General features: G+C 44.0%; 19 protein-coding genes. 3 read left to right on the top strand and 16 right to left on the bottom strand.

Annotated features, from left to right (window positions below; all coding sequences use genetic code 11):
- The first annotated feature begins 123 nt into the window (after positions 1-123).
- Positions 124-741, top strand: coding sequence for a TVP38/TMEM64 family protein (locus P8P68_RS09335; RefSeq protein WP_000076176.1), 618 nt, complete (start codon positions 124-126; stop codon positions 739-741).
- A 278-nt stretch (positions 742-1,019) separates the two neighbouring features.
- Here P8P68_RS09335 and scrK read toward each other — a convergent pair whose 3' ends face one another.
- Positions 1,020-1,907: a fructokinase ScrK gene (scrK, locus tag P8P68_RS09330; RefSeq protein WP_049484304.1), complete on the bottom strand. Its 888-nt coding sequence runs from the start codon at positions 1,905-1,907 to the stop codon at positions 1,020-1,022.
- 140 nt (positions 1,908-2,047) lie between these two features.
- Positions 2,048-3,943, bottom strand: a complete 1,896-nt coding sequence (locus P8P68_RS09325) for a sucrose-specific PTS transporter subunit IIBC (protein WP_254727740.1) — start codon at positions 3,941-3,943, stop codon at positions 2,048-2,050.
- A 378-nt stretch (positions 3,944-4,321) separates the two neighbouring features.
- Here P8P68_RS09325 and P8P68_RS09320 point away from each other — a divergent pair, with 378 nt between their 5' ends.
- On the top strand, positions 4,322-5,776 hold the full coding sequence (locus P8P68_RS09320) for a sucrose-6-phosphate hydrolase (protein ID WP_278275928.1): 1,455 nt from the start codon (positions 4,322-4,324) through the stop codon (positions 5,774-5,776).
- Positions 5,757-6,722, top strand: a complete 966-nt coding sequence (locus tag P8P68_RS09315) for a LacI family DNA-binding transcriptional regulator (protein WP_000225979.1) — start codon at positions 5,757-5,759, stop codon at positions 6,720-6,722. The genes P8P68_RS09320 and P8P68_RS09315 overlap by 20 nt, the downstream gene beginning before the upstream one ends.
- 151 nt (positions 6,723-6,873) lie before the next feature.
- On the opposite strand, the gene P8P68_RS09310 is transcribed toward P8P68_RS09315, so the two are convergent.
- The 14 genes from P8P68_RS09310 to P8P68_RS09245 form a co-directional block, all read right to left on the bottom strand.
- On the bottom strand, positions 6,874-8,148 hold the full coding sequence (locus P8P68_RS09310; RefSeq protein WP_278275927.1) for a hydroxymethylglutaryl-CoA reductase, degradative: 1,275 nt from the start codon (positions 8,146-8,148) through the stop codon (positions 6,874-6,876).
- Entirely contained in the window at positions 8,148-9,320 is a 1,173-nt protein-coding gene (locus tag P8P68_RS09305) for a hydroxymethylglutaryl-CoA synthase (protein ID WP_278276311.1), read from the bottom strand. Before P8P68_RS09305 ends, P8P68_RS09310 begins: the two co-directional genes overlap by 1 nt.
- A 118-nt stretch (positions 9,321-9,438) precedes the next feature.
- Positions 9,439-9,894, bottom strand: coding sequence for a threonine/serine exporter family protein (locus tag P8P68_RS09300; protein WP_044021233.1), 456 nt, complete (start codon positions 9,892-9,894; stop codon positions 9,439-9,441).
- 1 nt (position 9,895) lies between these two features.
- Positions 9,896-10,654, bottom strand: a complete 759-nt coding sequence (locus tag P8P68_RS09295) for a threonine/serine exporter family protein (protein ID WP_000344542.1) — start codon at positions 10,652-10,654, stop codon at positions 9,896-9,898.
- A gap of 87 nt (positions 10,655-10,741) precedes the next feature.
- Positions 10,742-12,643 carry a Stk1 family PASTA domain-containing Ser/Thr kinase gene (pknB, locus tag P8P68_RS09290; RefSeq protein ID WP_278275926.1) on the bottom strand — a complete coding sequence of 634 codons (1,902 nt, stop codon included), beginning with the start codon at positions 12,641-12,643 and terminating at the stop codon, positions 10,742-10,744.
- Entirely contained in the window at positions 12,640-13,380 is a 741-nt protein-coding gene (locus P8P68_RS09285; protein WP_000401527.1) for a Stp1/IreP family PP2C-type Ser/Thr phosphatase, read from the bottom strand. The genes pknB and P8P68_RS09285 overlap by 4 nt, the downstream gene beginning before the upstream one ends.
- Positions 13,381-13,395: 15 nt before the next feature.
- Complete coding sequence (gene rsmB, locus P8P68_RS09280; RefSeq protein WP_278275925.1) at positions 13,396-14,709, bottom strand: 16S rRNA (cytosine(967)-C(5))-methyltransferase RsmB; 1,314 nt, start codon at positions 14,707-14,709, stop codon at positions 13,396-13,398.
- Positions 14,702-15,637: a methionyl-tRNA formyltransferase gene (fmt, locus tag P8P68_RS09275; RefSeq protein ID WP_278275924.1), complete on the bottom strand. Its 936-nt coding sequence runs from the start codon at positions 15,635-15,637 to the stop codon at positions 14,702-14,704. The genes rsmB and fmt overlap by 8 nt, the downstream gene beginning before the upstream one ends.
- Before the next feature lie 12 nt (positions 15,638-15,649).
- Complete coding sequence (locus tag P8P68_RS09270; RefSeq protein WP_139689437.1) at positions 15,650-18,046, bottom strand: primosomal protein N'; 2,397 nt, start codon at positions 18,044-18,046, stop codon at positions 15,650-15,652.
- Between the two features lie 66 nt (positions 18,047-18,112).
- The gene (gene rpoZ / locus P8P68_RS09265; protein ID WP_278275923.1) at positions 18,113-18,427 is read right to left on the bottom strand and encodes a DNA-directed RNA polymerase subunit omega; all 315 of its coding nucleotides are present in this window, start codon (positions 18,425-18,427) and stop codon (positions 18,113-18,115) included.
- Positions 18,428-18,451: 24 nt separating this feature from the next.
- On the bottom strand, positions 18,452-19,078 hold the full coding sequence (gene gmk / locus P8P68_RS09260) for a guanylate kinase (protein WP_000775041.1): 627 nt from the start codon (positions 19,076-19,078) through the stop codon (positions 18,452-18,454).
- Positions 19,079-19,212: 134 nt separating this feature from the next.
- Positions 19,213-20,826, bottom strand: a complete 1,614-nt coding sequence (locus P8P68_RS09255) for a ribonuclease Y (RefSeq protein WP_000404959.1) — start codon at positions 20,824-20,826, stop codon at positions 19,213-19,215.
- 203 nt (positions 20,827-21,029) lie between these two features.
- The gene (locus P8P68_RS09250; protein ID WP_000156368.1) at positions 21,030-22,127 is read right to left on the bottom strand and encodes a nucleotidyltransferase; all 1,098 of its coding nucleotides are present in this window, start codon (positions 22,125-22,127) and stop codon (positions 21,030-21,032) included.
- Positions 22,127-22,546: a hypothetical protein gene (locus tag P8P68_RS09245; RefSeq protein ID WP_278275922.1), complete on the bottom strand. Its 420-nt coding sequence runs from the start codon at positions 22,544-22,546 to the stop codon at positions 22,127-22,129. Before P8P68_RS09245 ends, P8P68_RS09250 begins: the two co-directional genes overlap by 1 nt.
- Between the last annotated feature and the right edge of the window lie 50 nt (positions 22,547-22,596).

Genomic DNA, 22,596 nt, shown 5'->3' with positions numbered 1-22,596 from the left:
CATTCTATACCGTCATTTTCTTATTCTCATTTTACCACACTTATTTCTCCAGCCAGATAATCCAGATAGTTTTTCTCCACAAAATATGGTATAGTAGAATCATACTATCTATGAGGAGTTTACATGTCACAGGATAAGCAAATGAAAGCTGTTTCTCCCCTTCTACAGCAAGTCATCAATATCTCATCTATCGTCGGGGGAGTCGGCACCTTGATTTTCTGTATTTGGGCCTATCAGGCAGGAGTGTTACAGTCAAAGGAAACCCTATCGGCCTTTATCCAGCAAGCTGGGGTTTGGGGGCCTCCACTCTTTATCTTTTTACAGATCCTACAAACCGTTGTTCCGATTATTCCAGGAGCTTTGACCTCAGTGGCTGGGGTCTTTATTTACGGCCACATCATCGGAACCATCTATAACTATATCGGTATCGTGATTGGCTGTGCTATTATCTTTTACCTGGTGCGTCTCTATGGAGCTGCCTTTGTTCAGTCGGTCGTCAGCAAGCGCACCTATGACAAGTATATCGGTTGGCTAGATAAGGGCAATCGTTTCGAGCGGTTCTTTATCTTTATGATGATCTGGCCTGTCAGTCCAGCTGACTTTCTCTGTATGCTGGCTGCCCTGACCAAGATGACCTTCAAACGCTATATGATTATCATCATTCTGACCAAGCCCTTTACTCTAGTGGTTTATACTTATGGTTTGACCTATATCATTGATTTCTTCTGGCAGATGTTTTGAGAATAGAAAATAGCCTGATACTAAATATACTTTGGTATGGAAATCATGCCAACTTTTCGATAGTGAATCGAGGACTAACCTAGCCTTTCCGCCGTGATAGAAAGACCTGAAATCTCATGGTTTCAGGTGTTGGGAAACTTTGAGACAGTAGGCTCAAAGTTTCGATATGGAATTTCGAAGAAAGTCGCTACCGTCCATAATCACTTAAGGAAAGGCTCAAAAAAATTGTCTTCAAACAAAACATCCGTTTGGTTGCCCAAGCGGATATTTTCTTTGTTTTATTTTGCGACACTCTTAGCAAGGACAAAGTTCCCAAGTGTGGCAGAACCATTGCCTGCGACTGCTGGAGTCACGATATAGTCACGCACGTCTGGTACTGGTAGGTAACCATTTAGAAGAGCAGTGAATTTCTCACGTACACGGTCCAGCATGTGTTGTTGGGCCATAACCCCACCACCAAAGACGATGACGTCTGGGCGGAAAGTCACAGTAGCATTGACCGCAGCCTGAGCGATATAGTAGGCTTGAACATCCCAGACAGAGTTGTTGAGTTCAATGTTTTCCCCACGAACACCTGTACGAGCTTCCAAACTTGGACCAGCTGCATAACCTTCCAAACATCCATTATGGAAAGGACAAACACCATTAAATTCTTTTTCAATATCCATTGGGTGTCTAGCCACATAATAATGACCCATCTCAGGGTGACCAACACCGCCAATAAACTCGCCACGTTGGATAACACCTGCACCGATACCTGTACCGATTGTGTAATAAACCAAGTTTTCGATACGACCGCCGGCATTATTACGAGCAACCACTTCACCGTATGCAGAACTGTTTACGTCTGTCGTAAAATACATAGGCACGTTTAGAGCGCGACGAAGAGCACCAAGCAAGTCGACATTTCCCCAGTTAGGTTTTGGAGTTGTTGTGATAAATCCATAAGTTTTTGAGTTTTTATCGATATCGATTGGACCAAATGAACCAATGGCAAGTCCTGCAAGATTGTCAAATTTTGAGAAGAACTCGATGGTTTTATCGATTGTTTCAATAGGTGTTGTTGTAGGAAATTGTACCTTTTCTACAACGTTATAGTTTTCATCTCCGACAGCACAGACAAATTTTGTACCGCCCGCTTCCAAGCTTCCGTATAGTTTTGTCATGATTAACCTCTTGTATTTATTTTCTTTATTATAGCATATTTCCAGACTGAAAATTGCTCAATATTTTAGATTTTCCTCTGTAAATTTTACCATTCAAGCAAAAACGAACAAACATGACATTTGTTCGTTTTTTTGTTTTATTAAGCTTTAACTTCGATGATTGCGTCACCCTTAGCAACTGATCCAGAAGCAACTGGATTTACTGAAGCAAAGTCTGCAGTGTTTGTTACGATAACCATAGTTGTGTTATCAAGACCTGCAGCAGCAATCTTAGCTGAGTCAAATGTTCCAAGAACATCTCCAGCTTTAACCTTGTCACCTTGGGCAACTTTATGGTTGAAGCCTTCACCGTTCATTGAAACAGTGTCGATACCAACGTGAATTAAGATTTCAGCACCGTTAGCTGTTCTCAATCCATAAGCATGGCCAGTTGGGAAGACGATTGTTACTTCAGCATCAGCTGGTGCATAAACAACATCTTGGCTAGGTTTCACGGCGATACCTTGTCCCATAGCTCCACTTGAGAATACTGGGTCATTCACATTTGAAAGAGCAACAACGTCACCAACGATTGGTGTTTGGATAACACCTTCGCTAGGTGAAACCACAGTACCAGTTACTGCTTCTTCTGTTAAACGGTCAGTTTCAGCTTCAGAAATTGCTCCTGAAACTTCTTCTACTTCATCTTCGTAACCAAACATGTAAGTAAGAGCAAAACCAAGTACAAATGATACAGCTACCATAAGAAGGTATTGTAGAAGTTGTCCGTTACCAATGTAAAGCATTGTACCAGGGATGACTGTGATACCATTACCAGTACCAGCAAGTCCAAGGATAGATGCCAATCCACCACCGATTGCACCAGCAATCAATGAAAGGAAGAATGGTTTACGGAAACGCAAGTTAACCCCGAAGATAGCAGGCTCAGTAATACCTAGGAAGGCAGAAAGAGCAGCTGGGAAAGCAAGTGTTTTAAGTTTAGGATTTTTAGTTTTCACACCAACGGCTACTGTCGCAGCACCTTGAGCAGTCATGGCAGCTGTGATGATAGCGTTGAATGGGTTAGCATGGTCAGCAGCAAGCAATTGAACTTCAAGCAAGTTGAAGATGTGATGAACACCTGATACGACGATTAATTGGTGAACTCCACCAATCAAGAAACCACCAAGTCCGAATGGCAAGTTAAGAATAGCTTTTGTTCCAATGAGGATGTAACTTTCAACAACGTGGAAGACTGGTCCGATAACAAACAATCCAAGGATTGACATTACAAGGAGTGTTACGAACGGTGTTACCAAGAGGTCAAGTACATCTGGAACAACTTTACGAACAGCTTTTTCAAATTTAGCTCCGACAACCCCGATGATGAAGGCTGGAAGAACTGAACCTTGCAAACCTACAACTGGGATAAATCCGAAGAACTGCATTGCAGTTACTTCACCACCAGAAGCAACAGCCCAGGCATTTGGAAGTGAGTCAGATACGAGCATCATACCAAGGACGATACCAACGGCTGGGTTACCACCGAATACACGGAAGGTTGACCAAACAACCAATCCTGGCAAGATAATAAAGGCTGTATCAGTCAAGATTTGAGTGTAAGTTGTCACATCTTCTGGAAGTGTCATCCCAAGAGCAGTCAAGAGACCACGAACACCCATGAAGAGACCAGTTGCTACGATAACTGGAATGATTGGTACGAATACGTCACCGAAAGTACGGATAGCACGTTGGAACCAATTTCCTTGTTTGGCAGCTTCTGCTTTCATTTCTTCTTTAGAAGAGGTTGGCAAACCAAGTGCAACCACTTCGTCGTACATCTTGTTTACTGTACCAGTACCAAAGATGATTTGGTATTGGCCTGAGTTAAAGAAAGCTCCTTGAACTTTATCCAAGTTCTCAATCACTTCCTTATTGATTTTCCCTTCATCTTTGACCATGACACGTAGACGAGTCGCACAGTGGGCAACACTGTTGACATTTTCACGTCCGCCAAGGGCTTCGATGACCTTTTTTGCAATATCCTGATTGTTCATTTGCAAAAATCTCCTTATAAAATTTTGTTCTTGTTTGAAAGCGATTTTATTCGCCCTACGACTATTATTTTATCATGTTTCTAAAATATGTCAAGCGTTTTGCAGAATTTTTTATTCCCTTTCTTTTTTCTCTGATTATTTTTGCTCGTTTTTGAGGGATATTCTCTTTTTCCTCAAAAAAATATCTTTATACTTGAGGAGATAAGGCTTTTATTTACATTTTCTTTCATTTTTTCGTGAAAATTTGCCAGATTTCCTTCACTTGATTCCTGGCAATCGTTTGACATATTTTTCTTTTTTTTAACATAAAAGACTTGCTTTTTTTGCCGAAAACGTTTACTATTAATAATAGAATAGAACTTATGGAGGAAAGATAAAATGGAATGGACAACCGAGCGCCGTTACAGACGCTATGAAGACTGGTCTAATGATGAAATCAAACAAATCAAGGAAAAGATGGCTCAATCTCCTTGGCATACTCGTTACCATGTCGAGCCTAAAATGGGCCTTCTCAATGATCCAAATGGCTTTTCTTATTTTGATGGCAAATGGATTCTCTTTTACCAAAACTTCCCCTTCGGTGCAGCCCATGGGTTGAAGTCTTGGGTGCAGCTTGAAAGTGATGATTTAGTGCACTTTACAGAAACTGGAGTCAAAATTTTACCAGATACTCCATTGGATAGCCACGGTGCCTACTCTGGTTCTGCCATGCAGTTCGGCGATCAGTTGTTCCTATTTTATACTGGAAATGTCCGTGATGAAAACTGGATCCGTCACCCTTACCAGATTGGGGCTTTGATGGATAAGGATGGCAAGATTACAAAGATTGACAAGATCTTGATTGACCAGCCAGCAGACTCTACAGACCACTTCCGCGACCCGCAAATTTTTAACTTCAAGGGTCAATATTATGCTATCGTCGGTGGACAGGACTTGGAGAAAAAAGGCTTCGTCCGTCTCTACAAGGCTGTGGACAATGATTATACAAACTGGCAAGCAGTTGGCGACCTTAACTTTGCTAACGACCGCACTGCCTACATGATGGAATGCCCAAATCTAGTCTTTGTAGGGGAGCAACCTGTCCTTCTCTACTGTCCACAAGGATTGGATAAACAAGTTCTAGACTATGACAATATCTACCCAAACATGTACAAAATAGGGGCATCCTTTGATCCTGAAAATGCCAAAATGGTAGATGTGTCTCAACTTCATAATCTAGACTATGGTTTCGAAGCCTATGCGACTCAAGCCTTCAACGCTCCAGATGGACGTGCACTAGCAGTAAGTTGGCTTGGGTTACCAGATGTTTCTTACCCATCTGACCGTTTTGACCACCAAGGAACCTTCTCATTGGTCAAAGAACTCACTATCAAAGATGGCAAACTCTACCAATATCCGGTCGCAGCCGTCAAAGAACTTCGTTCTTCTGAAGAGGCCTTCTTAAATCGCACTCAAACCAATAACACCTATGAACTCGAGCTCAACTTGGAGGCCAATAGCCAAAGCGAGATTGTCTTGCTCGCTGATAAAGAAGGCAAGGGGCTTTCAATCAACTTTGATCTTGTCAATGGACAGGTGACAGTGGATCGTAGTCAGGCTGGTGAACAGTACTCCCAAGAATTTGGAAGCACTCGTTCTTGCCCAATCGACAAGCAAACTACTACTGCTAACATCTTCATCGACAATTCTGTTTTTGAAATTTTTATCAATAAAGGAGAAAAAGTATTTTCTGGTCGCGTCTTTCCGAATGCCGATCAAAATGGTATCCTGATCAAATCTGGAAACCCAACCGGAACCTACTATGAATTAGATTATGGTCGCAAAACTAACTGATGTCGCAAAACTTGCTGGTGTCAGCCCTACTACCGTTTCTCGGGTTATCAATAAAAAAGGTTATCTGTCTGAAAAAACCATTCTCAAGGTCAATGAAGCCATGAGAGAATTGGGCTATAAGCCCAACAATTTAGCTCGTAGCCTCCAAGGAAAATCAGCTAAGTTGATTGGCTTAATTTTCCCAAATATTTCCAATGTTTTCTATGCAGAATTGATTGATAAGTTGGAACACCAACTCTTTAAAAATGGATACAAGACCATCATCTGTAACAGCGAGCACGACTCTAAGAAGGAACGGGAGTACATCGAAATGCTAGAGGCCAATCAGGTCGACGGTATCATTTCTGGTAGTCATAACTTGGGAATTGAAGACTACAATCGTGTAACAGCGCCAATCATTTCCTTTGACCGAAACTTGTCTCCAGACATTCCTGTTGTCTCCTCTGACAACTACGGTGGCGGGGTTCTCGCTGCCCAAACCTTGGTCAAGACAGGTGCCCAGTCTATTATCATGATTACAGGGAATGACAATTCCAATTCGCCTACTGGACTGCGTCATGCTGGTTTTGCCTCTGTACTCCCAAAAGCGCCTATTATCAATGTTTCGAGTGACTTTTCTCCCGTCAGAAAGGAAATGGAAATCAAGAATATCTTGACTCATCAGAAACCAGATGCTATCTTTGCTTCAGATGATCTGACAGCCATCTTGGTTATCAAAATAGCTCAGGAACTGGGAATCTCTGTTCCTGAAGAGCTCAAAGTCATCGGCTATGATGGGACTTACTTTATCGAAAACTACTACCCTCAACTGGCGACCATCAAGCAACCCTTGGAAGAGATTGCCCAACTCACTGTTGATCTTCTCTTGCAGAAGATCGAAGGCAAGGAAGTCGCGACAACTGGTTACTTCTTACCAGTCACCCTATTACCTGGAAAAAGTATTTAATACTCTTCGAAAATCTCTTTAAATCACGTCAGCGTCCATCTACAACCTCAAAACAGTGTTTTGAGCAGCTTACGGCTAGCTTCCTAGTTTGCTTTTTGATTTTCATTGAGTATAAACACAAGAAAACTCAGACGAATTCGTCTGAGTTTTTTTATGATCTTAAGTTTTCTAGATAGCGCTGGGCTGTCTCTAAGTTAAAGGTTTTATCTGCGATGAGTCGCTCAACGAGGGGAGCAACCTCGGACTCACTAGCACCTGCTAGGAGAGCTAGGGATTTGGCCTGCAATTTCATGTGGCCTTGCTGGATGCCCGTACTGACCAAGGCTTTGAGAGCCGCAAAGTTTTGGGCAAGACCGATGGACACGATAATCTGAGCTAATTCCTTGGCTGAAGGATTTCCTAGTAGTTCATGACTGAGGGCTACACGAGGGTTGAGTCCGATAGAGCCACCCTTGGTCGCTACAGGCATAGGTAGGGTCATCTGGCCGACCAATTCTTCTGTGTCCCTATCTAGACTCCATCGACTGAGACCTTGATAGTGTCCATCTCGACTGGCAAAGGCATGGGCCCCAGCTTCGATGGCACGCCAGTCATTACCAGTGGCAATCAAAATGGCATCGATACCATTAAAAATCCCTTTATTGTGAGTAGCCGCTCGGTAAGGATCTGCCTGCGCAAACTGACTAGCCAAGGCTATTTTCTCAGCAATTTCTCGTCCTTGATCCCTTTGGGGACTCAAGTAGCGAAAGGCGATGCGACAACTCGCAGTCACCAGAGAATCGGTCGCGTAGTTGGACAAAATTCCCATAAGGCTTTGTCCTTGACTGAGTTCTTCTAAGACTGGCTTCAAGGATTCCAGCATGGTGTTGAGCATATTGGCTCCCATAGCTTCCTGGGTATCGACATGGAGATAGACAACGAGAAAGTCTGTTTCACCTTTGATCTGCTCTACATGCAAATCACGCGCGCCGCCACCACGTTTGACGATAGAAGGATAGGCTTGATTGGCAAGTTCCAAGAGCTCCGCTTTCTTGCTGGCAATCTTTTCTTGCGCTTGTTCAGGATCAGCAACTTGATAAAGGGCTACCTGACCGATCATCTGGCGCTCATGTACTTGAGCAGTAAAGCCGCCTGCTCGCTTGATGATTTTGCTGGCATAGCTGGATGCAGCAACCACAGACGGTTCTTCTGTCACATAGGGAACTGTGTAGTCCTGACCGTTCACCAAAAGCTCTGGAATGATGGAATAAGGCAGAGAAAAAGTTCCTACCACATTCTCACTCAGCTGATCTGCAACTGCCAAGCTGATTTGTTCATCCTGCTCCAGACTGGTTTGCTTTTCAGGACTAAGGAGCGCCTGAGCTCGCAACAACTCCAGGCGCTCTTGGTATGATTTTTTAGAAAATCCATTCCAACTTATCTTCATTATTTTTCAACCTTGCTATAACGGCGTTGGTGGTCGACAATCTCCACCAAGGCATAGTCTTGATGTTCATAACCTGCAAATTGAGCTGAGCCAGACTCATCCAACTGCAAGTCTTCGAAGAAGACTTTTTCATAGTCTACAACTGACAATGCTGTACGTTGTTTGAGTTTGCTCAAGCGATCCTTATCAAGGTAAGTTTCATAACCTTCTACCAGTTCTCCACTAAAGAACTCTGAAACAGCTCCACTTCCGTAACTGTAGAGGGCAATTTTATCGCCAGCCTTCAAAGTCTCTGCATTTTCCAAAAGAGAAAGGAGACCGAGGAAGAGGGAACCCGTGTAGATATTCCCAATCATCTGACTATAGAGGATGGACTTATCAAAGTTTTCTTGCAAACTATCCTGTTTTTCTTGAGATAAGTTCTTGTCCATCATCTTGCGCAAGCCTTTTAGGGCCAACTTAGGATAAGGCAAGTGGAAGCAGATAGCCGCAAAGTCATCCATAGTCCAATCGTAGCGTTTCTTATACTCATCCCAAGTCGTTGTCAGGCAATCAAGGTACTGTTGGGTCGAGTACATGCCGTTTACATAAGGAGTGCTTGAGTAGTTCGGACGCCAGAAATCCATGATGTCTCTCGTTTGGGCAACATTATCATTGTTAAAGGCCATGATGCGTGGATTTTGAGTGATTAGCATCGCTACACTTCCAGCACCCTGAGTTGGTTCGCCTGGAGTTCCCACACCATACTTGGCAATATCACTAGCGATGACCAAAACCTTAGACTCTGGAGAATTTTCCACATGCAATTTAGCATAATGGAGGGCAGCTGTTGCTCCATAGCAGGCTTCTTTGATTTCAAAGCTACGGGCGAAAGGCTGAATGCCTAACAGACCATGAACAAAGACTGCTGCCGCCTTACTCTGGTCAATTCCTGACTCGGTCGCCACGATGACCATATCGATTTCTTCTTTTTCTTTGTCTGTGAGGATAGAGTTGCTTGCACTAGCTGCCAAGGTAACAATGTCCTCAGTCAGTGGCGCAATACTAATTTCATTTAACAAGAGTCCCTTGCTAAATTTTTCGGGATCAACTCCCCTCGCTTCTGCTAAGTCTTGTAATTTCAAGACATATTGACTGGTCGCAAAACCAATCTTATCAATACCGATTGTCATATTTACCTCTGTTTTTTCATTCATTGTAAAAAATCGTTTCATTCTATTTTATCACAAATAGGGACAAAAGAGAGAAAAAAGACTTGATTCAACAAATCAAGTCTTTGCTTTGACTGCATTAGGAAGAGATTCCTCGTTGTTTTCGGATGTAGTAATAAAGCTTTAGAATTACCGTTCCACTTGCCATTCCAATAGAAATAACAAGAGCTAACATAACCACCAAAGTCGCGCTGGCAATAGCATGGCTGTAATCGCCTGTCACAAAGAAAGCTGTCGTTCGATAGGATAAATAACCCGGCACCAAGGGAGCAAGAATGGCCAAGACAAAAACTACCGCTGGTGTCTTATAGACAATACTTAAAATCTGGCTGATGCAAGAGCCAATTACTGCTGCGATAAAGGTCGCGACAATAACATTGGTTGGTTCTTTGAGCACGAGATAGAGGAGCCAAACGCCCATTCCCAAAATACCACCAGGTAGGAGCATGGAGCGTTGAACATTCAGTACGATTAGAAAGGTGATAATGGCGAGTAAACTCGCCACTGCTTGGAGCAAAATACTTGTTAGAGTCATCTTATGTCATCAAAACCAGGGCGACAGAGGTGCCAGCCCCTAAAGCGAGGGTAATGAGCAAAGATTCAAACATCTTGCTCATACCAGAGTTGATATGGTTGGTCATGATATCCCGTACCGCATTTGTCAGAGCAATCCCTGGAACAAAGGGCATGACCGCTCCTGCTATAATCAGGTCTGCCGTCGAAGGAAATCCTGTATAGCGGGCCCAGAACTGGGCGATCAATCCGAAAACAAAGGCACCCGCAAAGGCCGTTACAAAAGGAATGCGGACAAACTTCTCTACGTAGAGAGAGAAGGCAAATCCAAATAAGGTCGCAATAGCTGCGCCAAAAGCGTCATAGACATTGCCCCCAAACATAATCGAGAAGAAAGGGGCACTGAGGGTCGCTGCTACGGTTACTTGGAACTTGGTATAAGGAAGGGCTTGATTGCCGATTTCTTTCAGCTTTTTAAAGGCTGTCGAGAGATCAATCTGCCCTCCGACAAGCTCCCGTGATACTTGGTTGACATCGCAAACTTTTTCAATATTATAAGAGGATGAGGTCACCCGTTTCATCCGAGAAATATTGGTGTTTTCGATAGAAAAGAAAATAGCTGCGGGCATGGCAAGAACATTGCAATCCATTATTCCCTGCGAATGGGCAATACGGATCATAGTATCCTCAACCCGATGAATCTCTGAGCCACTTTTCAGGAGAATGGTTCCTGCTAGCATAATCACATCAATGACGGCATTCAACTCTCTCGATTCGTCCATTTTCTCCTCCTTTTTTCTACTTCCTATATTTTATCACAAAATCTTGTGAAAAAAAATCTTTGTCATAAAATCATGACAAAGATTCGTTTAATCTCGAGAACTTTCGTGAGTTCCTTCACTATTGGATGAACTGCTAGAAGGAGTGTTCCCTTGTTGATTTCCTTGTTGGTTCCCCTGGTTTGGAGTGGTTGTAGAACCCTGGTTTCCACGTTGGGCAGGATTAGAGGATGAAGTTGATGGTGGTGTTTTTGGTTTGTAGATAGAAAGTTTGATACGCGTACTTGCAAGATCAACCTGTTCTCCTGCTCTTGGCGTTTGACTTACAACAGTTCCTTCTGCCGTTCCTTCAGGAGCAGTCGATACTTCTACAACCTCAATATTTGCTTCCTTCACACCGACAATCTGAGTCAAGTTATTCTTTGTAAACTCGAGACTTGAACCAATGTAGTTCGGCATGCTGACACTAGTCACCTTCTTAGCCACTGTTAAGGTAATCGTAGTAGCTTTTGAGAGATCATAAGTCGAACCCGATGCAGGGGTCTGTCTGAGGACGGTTCCAGGTTCGCTTTCGCTGGATTCTTCCTCTTCCATCTTGATTAGATTTTCAGGAACCTTCTTCTCCTTGAGTTCAGCTACAACTTCCGTATACTTACGTCCGACATAATTGCTCAATTGGAAGGATTGCTTACCAGAAGAAACAATCAAATTGACCTTGGTTCCTTCTTTTCGGCCGCTACCAGCTTCTGGATCCGTTCGAATAACACGTCCTTCTGCTACGGTATCGCTGGCCTCTGACTTTTCTTCACCGGCTTCAAACTTGGATTTTTTAAGAGCTTCCTTAGCCTCTGCAACGGTTTGTCCAGCTACGTCAGGAATAGCAATCGTTGCTGGTGTCCTTGACAAAATCCAAACCAAAGAGGCTGCAACCAATAGAAGACTGGCCAAAAGAATCATATAGCGAGCCTTAAACTTCCGTTTCTTGGCTGGTTTTGGCGCTGGAGCCGGTTCTGCCACTGGTTGAGTTGGTTTCTTTGGCTGAGGGCGTTCTTCTTGCGCCGGAGCTTTAGGAATCGATGTCAGTGTACTTTGTGGGACTTTAGGTAAAGTCTTAGTGTCTGCCTTACTCGCATCGTCAAAGACCAGCTTCGGTTCATTGCGACGATTATAAGACAAGCTAGTTGACAAGTCCACATACATTTCTGAAACAGACTGATAACGATCTGACAGCTTCTTAGCAGTTGCCTTGATGACAACATTTTCTAAAGCCTGAGGGACAGATGGGTTTTCAGCTATGACGGACGGAAGTGGCTTCTGGAAATGCTGGAGGGCGATGGTCACCGCGCTATCCCCATCATAAGGGATATGTCCCGTCAGCATTTCATAGAAGATAATCCCCATCGCATAGATATCGCTCTGGAAAGTAGCTTTAGAACCACGCGCTTGCTCAGGTGACAAATAATGAACAGAGCCTAACATTGAGTTTGTCTGGGTCAGACTAGTCTCCGCAAAGGCTACGGCAATCCCAAAGTCCGTGACCTTAGCTGTGCCGTCAGGTGTCAAGAGGATATTTTGAGGTTTCAAATCCCGGTGAACGATTCCTCGAGTATGGGCTAAGCGCATGGCCAAGAGGATTTGCCCCATAATCCGAACCGCTTCTTCATTTGAAAGAGGATAGTGTTCTTTGATATAACGCTTGAGGTCAAGGCCTGCTACGTATTCCATAGCCAGGTACTGTTGACCGTCTTCCTCACCAATATCTGTTATCCGAACGATATGAGGATGGTCCAGATCCGCCATGGCTCTCGCTTCCCGCTGGAAACGTGCCACAGCAATCGGGTCCGTCTGGTAGTTGGTCCTCAGGACCTTCACTGCCACTTCTTCCCCGTCTAGGATCAAATCCTTGGCCAAGTATACATCTGCCATGCCTCCTCGACCAATCTGCTTGACAATCCGATACCGCCCGGCAAAAATCTTGCCGATTTGGATCATTCTGCTGCCTCCTCGTTCATGTAAACAAGGGCAACCGTAATGTTGTCTAAACCTCCTGCATTGTTAGCGAAACGAATGAGGGTTGCCGCCTTGTCTGCTAGGGAAATATCGCTGGTTACGATATCATAAATCTCGCTTGCCGAAATCATATTGGTCAAACCATCACTATTGAGCAAGAGATAATCTCCTGACTCCAGTGTAATCATCCCAAAATCTGGCTGGATTTCATCTTTTTGTCCGATAGACTGGGTGATGATATTCTTTTGAGGGTGAGTTTCTGCTTCTTCTGGAGTCAATTGACCAGCCTTGAGCAATTCATTAACCAAGGAATGGTCACTCGTCAACTGGTGGTATTCTTCTCCACGAATCAAACCGATACGAGAATCTCCAATATGAGCATAGATGGCTTGGTTGTCAATAAAAGCAACAGCTTCTAGCGTTGTTCCCATGCCTCTGTAGGCTTCGTCCTGACCTAGTTGATGAATTTTTTGATTTTCAATCTCCAGGTAATGGGCAAACCACTCACGAACTTCATTGACTGAGTCAATTTGGGTATCCACCCAAGCCACACCAAGGTCTGTTACCGCCATCTCACTAGCGATATTTCCTGCACGGTGTCCTCCCATCCCGTCAGCCAAGATGATCATAGTGCGTCCTGCTCGGTTGACAAAGTGATTGACATAGTCCTGATTATTTGTCCGTTTCTGACCAACATCTGTTAATAATGCTATTTCCATTGTGTCAGTTCCTTCCTATTCTGATATCTTGCGAAATTGGCTGATAAAGAATCCATCACTTCCATACAATTCAGGAGTGATCAGGATGCAGCCATCTTTCAGGATATCTTTACATTCGTGTTCTAGTTTAACCTGCTCGAACTCGGGATGACTTTCTAAAAACGCCTCAACGACTTGAAAGTTCTCCTCAGAGACAATAGTACAGGTACTATAAGTTATTATACCACCTTTTCGTAGCGTTTGACAAACACTACCTAATATTTCCAGCTGAATTTCCTGTAAGGATGTGAAATCTGCTGTTTCTTTATTGTATTTGATGTCTGGTTTGCGGCGTAAAAGTCCAATCCCAGAACAGGGAGCATCTACCAAAATCTTATCAAAAGAGTCCCGACCAAAAAACTCATGCACTTTTCTGGCATCCAACTTTTGTGTTTGAACCCGATCTGCCACACCTAAACGCTCCGCATTTTCTTGGATCAAGTCCAACTTATGATCATAAAGATCCAAAGCCGTCACCTTACCGGATGTGAGGTAAGAAGCCATATGGGCTGTTTTCCCACCCGGAGCGGCACAGGCATCTAGGACCTGTTCATCACCTTGTAGATCAAGAGTCGGAGCAACCAGTTGACTGGACTCGTCTTGGATGGTTATAGCACCCTCTGAAAACAAATCATGTCCCGCAAAGTGTCCCTGCTCCTTGACCAGACCAGTGGCTGCCAAAGGGGAATCGGTCGCCTCTAACACGGCTTTGATTTCCTCTTTTCGGCTCAAATCGGCTACACGAATACTGGCTTTGCTGCGCACCAAGAGACTTTTAAAGATGGCTTGTGCTCGCTCTTCACCGTATTCTTCCTTGAGCTTAGACACTAGCCAAACTGGGAGAGAATAGGCAATGGAATCACGCTTATTTTTTCGTTTGATGCTGTCAATATCTGGCCAGCCTTCTCGCAAGATACGACGAAGGACGGCGTTGACTAATTTTTCACTGCCTTTTTTACGGGCTTTGGCTAGTTCTACCGCTTCATTGACTACAGCGTGATTAGGAATCTTATCCAGATACCGAAGTTGGTAAGCGCTCAGAAGGAGCAGGATATAGAGCCAGTTATCTAGCTTATCCCGGTCTTCGATAAAGTGGGACAGGTACCATTCCAGAGTCAGTTTTCGGGCTACCGTACCGTAGACAATCTCTGTCACCAACCCCTTATCTGCTACTGAGAGTTGACTGCCTTTAAGGTGTTTGTTTAAGGCAATATTGGAGTATGCTTGGTTGATAAAAACATCCTCTAGAACTGCCAAAGCTAGACTTCTAGCCGTTTCTACTTTAGTCACCAAATCGTTCTCCTACAGTCAACGTCCGTCCCACTCCGTTGAGGAAGGAAGCAATGTCCATCTTAGGCTTACCAGCTGGCTGCACTTGTTTGAGAGACAGAGCCCCTTCTGCCGTTGCGACAATCAATTCCTTTTTACCAATAGAGAGGATCTCACCTGGAGCTCCCTGACCTTCTACTGGTAGAGCTTCATAAATCTTAAAGCGGTCTCCCTTGAGAAAAGTGTGGGCAACAGGCCATGGATTCATCCCTCTGATTTGGTTGAAGAGTTGACGGTTAGTCTTATTCCAGTCCAACTTTTCTTCCTCTGGTTTGATATTTGGCGAGAAAGTGACCTGGCTTGGGTCCTGAGGCATAGGTTTGATCTCCCCAGCGATATAGGCAGGCAGGGTATCCAAGAGCAAGTCACGACCAACAATCGCTAATTTCTCAAACAAGGTGCCGACATTATCCTCATCAGTGATAGGAATGCTACGATGAGAAATCATATCTCCTGCATCCATTTCCTTAACCATCTCCATAATGGTCACACCAGCTTCCTCATCCCCTTGAATCAAGGCATAATGAATGGGTGCACCACCACGGTGTTTTGGAAGGAGGGAAGCGTGAACGTTTACCGCAAAGTCCATGCTATCAAGAAGTTTACTTGGGAGGAACTGCCCAAAAGCAGCGGTCACAATCCCATCCGCTCCTAAATTCATAATGGCTTCCAGCTCTGGGCTTCCAGATAATTTTTCTGGTTGGTAAATAGGAAGGCCTGCTTCTTTTGCAGCCTGCTTGACTGGAGTTTCTTGGATCACTTTTTTACGGCCGACAGCGCGGTCTGGCTGGGTCACAACAGCTAGAATCTCGTAACAATCATCTGATAACAACCCCTTCAAAACTGTCGCTGAAAAATCAGGGGTCCCCATAAAGATTAGTTTTGTCATTTCTTCTCCTTCTTATAAAAATTGCTGCGGTTCGTGGTCAATGCTGAGACGAAGCTCGCTATTTTCACGTTCTTGAGTCAAGGCCAAGACCTGGTTGAGGGTTGGACCCAGCTCATCTTCTAAACGGTATTTAATCAAAATCTGGTAATGATAAAGGTTGTGGGTACGAGCAATGGGCTTGGGCGTTGGACCCAGGATTTTACTAGTTTCCGATAGACCTGAGCGCAAAATTCCCATAACTTCATAGGCACGTTTGACAACCTCTTCTTCTTTCTTGTGAGAGAGGGTAATCCCAATAGTGAAATAATAAGGCGGATAGCCGAGTTGGCGCCTGATGCTCATTTCATAGGCGTAAAAGCCTTCATAATCCTGCTCCTTGGCAAATCGAATGGCATAGTGCTCAGGATTGTAAGACTGGATCAAGACCTGCCCAGCCTTTTCCGCTCGACCTGCACGACCAGCCACCTGGGTCAAGAGTTGGAAGGTTCTCTCAGAAGAACGGAAATCAGGCAGATTCAAGGCCGTATCTGCATTGAGCACTCCGACCAAGGTCACATTTGGAAAATCCAAGCCCTTGGCAATCATCTGAGTTCCCAGCAAGATATCTGCTTCACCTTGGCCAAACTGGTCAAGAAGAGCTTGGTGACTGCCTTTCTTGCGGGTCGTATCCACATCCATCCGCAGAATGCGTGCCTGAGGAAAGAGCTCTGCCAGCTCATCGTAAGCTTTCTGAGTCCCTGTACCGTAGTAGCGAATGCTGCGACTCTGACAGTTGGGACAGACATGAGGAATTCCCTTCGAAAAGCCACAGTAATGGCAGTTCATGGTCTTGGTATCCATGTGGAGAGTGAGAGAAATGTCACAGTTGGGACAAGTATCCACAGTCCCACACTCCCGACACATAACAAAGCTAGAATAGCCCCGACGGTTGAGCATGAGGACTACCTGCTCTTTTTTATCCAGTCGGTCTTGGATAGCTTCTAGCAAAGGAGGGGTAAAGTTTGATGTCTCGTTTTGCCCGATATAGTCCCGAAAGTCAATCACTTGAACCTCAGGAATAGTGGCTAAAGGATTGGCCCGTTGGGTCAGACGTAAGTGTTGGTAGACGCCTTTTCCAGCCCGCGCACGGCTCTCTAAGCTCGGTGTTGCTGAACCAAGGACTAGGGCTGCTTGATTGTACTGAGCCCGTAAAATGGCGACCTCTCTAGCATGGTAACGCGGATTGCTGTCTTGCTTGTAACTGGCTTCATGTTCTTCATCGATAATGATGACACCCAGATTTTTCAGAGGAGCAAAGATGGCCGATCTGGCTCCAACAACAACTTGAGCATCTCCACGTTCGACCTTGCGCCATTCATCGTACTTTTCACCATTAGACAGGCCTGAATGAAGAATGGCTACTTTGTCGCCGAAACGAGCAATGAACCGCTCCGTCATTTGTGGCGTCAGAGAAATCTCAGGAACCAGTAAAATAGCTGTCTTACCCTTGTCCAAGGCTCCTTGGATGATCTGCAAATAAACCTCCGTTTTCCCACTTCCTGTAATCCCTTGAAGGAGGAATGGAGGCTGTTGACTGCCAATAGCACTGACAACCGCATCACGCGCCTGTCTTTGTTCCCGATTCAATTCCAAAGGTTGGCTGGCTTCAATGCCTTCAAAATAAGCGGCTGAGCGTTGCACTTCCTTTTGGACTATGGACACAGCTCCTTGCTCCACAAAGAAGTTGACTTGCTCGCGTGAGTAGGACTCTAACAAACTAGCCAGAGGAGCACTCTCAGGATGAGACAGCAAATAGTCTCTCAGCTCTGCTTTTTTCTTAGCACGCGCAGAAATCTCGATCTTCTCTAGCTGAGTGGCATCAACTTCATACCAAGACTGGGTCTTGACCTTCTTTTGATCGACTGCCTGGTATTCTAAGCGGAGCAGAACTTTCCTGGTCAAGCGCATCATTTCTGCCTGTTTAGCAAGGTCTAGAGAAGAAAAGGCTAGCGAATCTTCGGAACCAAACAGACGCTCTTTGTCTGCCTGACTTAGGCCTTCCAAAGGATAGAGAATCTTATCATAACTGGAGTTTAAAAATCCCGGCAACATGGCTTTTAGAATGGAGATTTTATAAGAAAAGACAGACTTGCGTAACTCCTCAGCCAGCCAGAGTTGCTCTTGAGTCAAGACGGGAGAAAAGTCTAGCACCTCTGCAATCTCCTTCAAGTCCTGACCTTCCATCTCTTCATCCGACTGGGACTCCAGGCCAAGCACAATCCCTTGTATCAAACGATTACCCTTGCCGAAGGGGACATGAACCCGCATACCGACTTCCAGCATCTCTACAAATTCCTCAGGGACCTTATAACTATAGGGCTGGTCCGTCTGCATAAGGGGAACATCCACGATAATCTTTGCGATAGCCATCTTCTCACCTCCTTCTTGTCAGTACATTCTTGCAATAGAAAAAATAAGATTGAGTCCCCCCCAACCTTAAATTTTTTCACCATCTTCTTTTTCTTTAGCAATTTGCTCTTTGATTTTCTTTTCTTCTTCTTCTCTGCGGCGTTTTTCTTCTTCGATACGGAGACGAACCGCTTCACGTTTTCCTTCTGGATCTGGGTGAATCGTAACGTTTCCTGACTCGATTTCTTCCAAAGCGCGAAGAGTTGATTTTACAGACTTAAACTCTTGAGTTGCTGGCGCACCTGCTTCTAGTTCGTGGGCACGCTTTGCTTCCAAGATTACGAGTGAATATTTTGATGGCACCTTGTCTAGCAAGGTATCGATAGAGGGTTTTAACATCATTTGCTTGTACCTGTTTCCTATAGTTTATCGAGTAGTTGGAGATTTTGGCAACATCTCCTGATAGTGACCAATGACACGGTCCACACGGAAGTGTTCTGCTTCGATCACACGCTTGACACGTTCAGCAGCGAGGGGCACCTGATCGTTGACAATGGCATAATCATACTCACGCATGAGGGCAATTTCTTCCTTGGCTTTTTCGATTCGTTGGGCAATCACTTCAGCGCTATCTGTTCCACGACCTACCAAACGATCTTGCAATTCATCCAAGTCTGGTGGCGTTAAAAAGATAAAGACAGCATCTGGAACCTTTTTCTTAACCTGAAGAGCTCCTTGGACTTCAATCTCAAGAAAGACATCGATTCCCTTATCTAGGGTTTCGTTGACATAGGTCAGAGGAGTTCCATAGTAGTTACCGACATATTCTGCATATTCCAACATCTGACCTTGACGGATCAGCTCTTCAAACTCTTCACGAGTACGGAAGAAATAGTCCACTCCGTCCACTTCACCAGGACGTTGCGCACGCGTCGTCATCGATACAGAGTATTGAAATTGATTCTCAGAACTCTCAAAAATCTCTCTTCTAACCGTTCCTTTCCCAACTCCTGAAGGACCAGAAAAAACGATTAGCAAGCCTCGGTCTGCCATTATGTCTCCTTTAGTTAGTCTGTGAAATAAAGCGAAATTTCTCTCGGATACTGATAATAGTGTCAATTATCCTTCTACAGTCTTTCTATCTAGTGTAACAAAAAAGCAGTAATATTTCAACTGCTCTTTCTTATTTATTTAGCATAATCTACTGCACGAAGCTCGCGAATCACGGTTACCTTGATATTTCCTGGGTAATCGAGATTGTTTTCAATTTTCTCACGAACTTTGTGAGCCAAGATTGTGACTTTGTCGTCTTTGATTTGTCCTGGATTAACCATGATACGAATCTCGCGTCCTGCTTGAAGAGCAAAGCTGTTTTGCACTCCTTCAAAGCCATTGGCGATTTCTTCCAAGTCATGGAGACGCTTGATATAGCTTTCAAGCGATTCACTACGAGCACCTGGACGCGCTGCACTCAAGGCATCTGCTGCAGCAACGATCACTGCAATGACGCTTTCGGCTTCGACATCGCCGTGGTGGCTAGCAATGGTATTCACTACAACTGGGTGTTCCTTGTACTTACGAGCCAACTCTGTACCAATCTCAACATGGCTACCTTCAACCTCGCGGTCAATAGCTTTCCCGATGTCATGAAGGAATCCAGCACGACGGGCAAGAGCTGCATTTTCACCAAGTTCACTGGCGATGATACCAGATAACTTAGCAACCTCAATCGAATGACGCAAGACATTTTGTCCATAAGAAGTACGGAACTGCAAGCGTCCCATAATCTTCATCAAGTCTGGATGAAGGTTTGGCGCACCAATCTCATAGGCAGCAGCCTCACCGTATTCGCGGATCTTATTGTCAATCTCTTGACGGTTTTTCTCCACCAACTCCTCGATACGAGCTGGGTGGATGCGGCCGTCTTTGAGCAACATTTCCATGGTCATACGAGCAATTTCACGACGAATCGGATCAAATCCTGACAAGGTTACCACTTCTGGCGTGTCGTCAATGATGACATCTACCCCTGTCAAACTTTCAAAGGTACGAATATTACGTCCTTCACGACCGATAATGCGTCCCTTCATGGTATCATCTGGTAGGTGAACTGTCGAGTTTGTTGACTCTGCTACATAGTCACCAGCGATACGCTGCATAGCCTGAACCAAGATATCTTTCGCAATCTTGTCTGAACGTTCCTTCACTTCTTGCTCAGCCTCACGAATGCGGCTAGCAATTTCCTTGGTTAAGTTTTCCTCTGTCTGAGCCAAGATAATATCTCGAGCCTCAGTTTGGGAAAGGGAACCGATACGTTCAAGTTCAGCTTCTTTTTGTCTTTCGACTTCCTCTAATTGCTCTTCACGTGCATCAAGGTTTTTTGCTCTATCAGAAATACTTTGTTCTTTTTGTTCAAGTGTTTTTTCTTTGTTCGTCAAATTGTCGTCCTTACGGTCAAGGCTCGTAGCTCTCTCCGTCAAACGACTTTCAATTTGCTTGAGCTCCTGACGTTCTGACTTAAATTCAGCGTCCACTTCTTCACGGTATTTTCTGGCTTCCTCTTTGGCCTCCAATAGTGCTTCTTTTTTAAGAGACTTGCTTTCGCTCTTGGCTTCATTTAGCAATAAATCCGCTTCGCGCTCAGCTTGTCCTCGTAAATTAGTTGCTTCTTGTTCAGCATTTAGAAGCATCAACTCTGCAGCCTCTTGAGATGATTTCATCTTAGCTGAGATGCTGACATATCCAATGACTAAACCTATGATGACGGCAAAAACAGCAATCGCAAGTGTCATGATTTCCATGTTTTTACCTCATTAAATTTGTTTATCGAATGACATACATTCCTTAATATTCTATCATAAAAAAACAATTTTCACAAACCCAAATTGAAGAGTTTTGTGTGAATTTTAGAAGAAAGTTCTGAAATCACAAAACAAACTTTCTAACTCTTAAAAATGACATTTTCATTAAAACATACAATAAAAAAGCCTACCTTTCAGTAGACTTAGTTTAATTCTATTTTGATAGGCACTCTGCCAAAATTCTGCTCTGCTATACTTGGGTGTCCTAGTTGGTAAATCTGGTCTGCCTTTTGAGTCATAGCATCCCAAGGTTCTTTGCCAATTCGGCTGACTAGATGGACCTGCTCTTTCAGTGACTTGAGATGTTGTCTGCCTTTTTCGGTAAAGCCAAGGACATGAATGGCTTCTGGCAAGTCGCTTTCTCTAGCCTGCACCAGGATATAGGTCAAGAGGCGTCTGACACGCGCCTTGGTGTAGCGTTTGGTCGCAACCGCCTCGACCAATTCGTCAACAGACTGAGCCTTCTTGATAGCATCCTTGATGCGCACAGCCATTTCTTGATTGACCTGATAGATGGTCGTTAGGTCTGGATTTGACAAGATTTGATAGCGGAGCAAGGGAAAATAGTCCTCCCAGCTCACCTTACTGGCCTGCTCAAAGAGGTCAACAGAAGGCATAAAGCATTCTAAGAAATCTTTGTCCCTCTGGTGCTGACGGAGGGCTGTCGCCGAGGCAAAGTCCACATCCTTGTCCACAGAATGATACCCCGCTCCCTGACGTTGAATCGACTCAAGCTTGATGTTTCGTCCTGCAACCGCCTTGGCATAGGCCAGAGCAAGGACATGATTAGGCGTGTTGCCTGAAAAATCTAGACCTGCAAATTCCTTCCACATAGCTTGGGTTTTCTGAGGGTAGGAGAGTGAATCAGGTAGATTTTCCACAAAACTCTCCATCTCAGCACCTCGCTCTGTGTATAAGTCAGCAATTTTCTGATAATCCAGAACTTCCTCTGTCCCAAAAGCTAGCCTATCAATGCCCAACCGAGTCAAGATATCCACAGCTCCTTGTCCAAAGAAATCCGCTGCTTGTAAACTGGCTAAAAAGGGCAATTCCACTACCAAGTCCGCTCCATTCTCTAGTGCCATTTGAGCCCGTGTCCACTTGTCAACGATAGCCGGCTCGCCCCTCTGCATGAAATTTCCAGACATGGCAACGATTTTCAGCCCATCTGCTTGTTCTAGCAGGTATTTGTGGCCATTATGAAAAGGATTGAACTCCGCGATAATACCGGTGATGGTCATTATTTTTTATCATCTCCCACTATTTTTATTAAAGAAATTATAATCTTCGATCCTGTTACACAAGAAGCCAGAAATAATGGAATAATTGCATATGCATCAATCTGTGTATTATAGTTTTTCAAATCCTCTAATGTGATAATATAAGCTACTATCACTATAGCAATTATAACGAGTGATACAATTAATTTCATCCAAATAAGATAATATTTCTGTAATTCGTTGAAAATATTTTTATCTCCTTTTGAAAGTTTATTATAAAGAGAGATAAAAAATAATATAATTAACATCGGAGCTAAAACAACTATTACATTTTGAACTAAATCTAAAACTCTATCCTTAAAATTGATTAAAGTATTTATAGAATTATATGTTATGTGCAAGATTTCCGCATATCTTATAGAAATATATGCTAAATTCATAGGAAATAGAAGATATTTTAAGACTTCAAATTTATTATCAATTTCATAAT

The organism is Streptococcus sp. D7B5, from assembly GCF_029691405.1.
Taxonomy (GTDB): domain Bacteria; phylum Bacillota; class Bacilli; order Lactobacillales; family Streptococcaceae; genus Streptococcus.
Note: the sequence above shows the minus strand (reverse complement) of the source record. Positions and strands in the feature narration are given on the sequence as shown.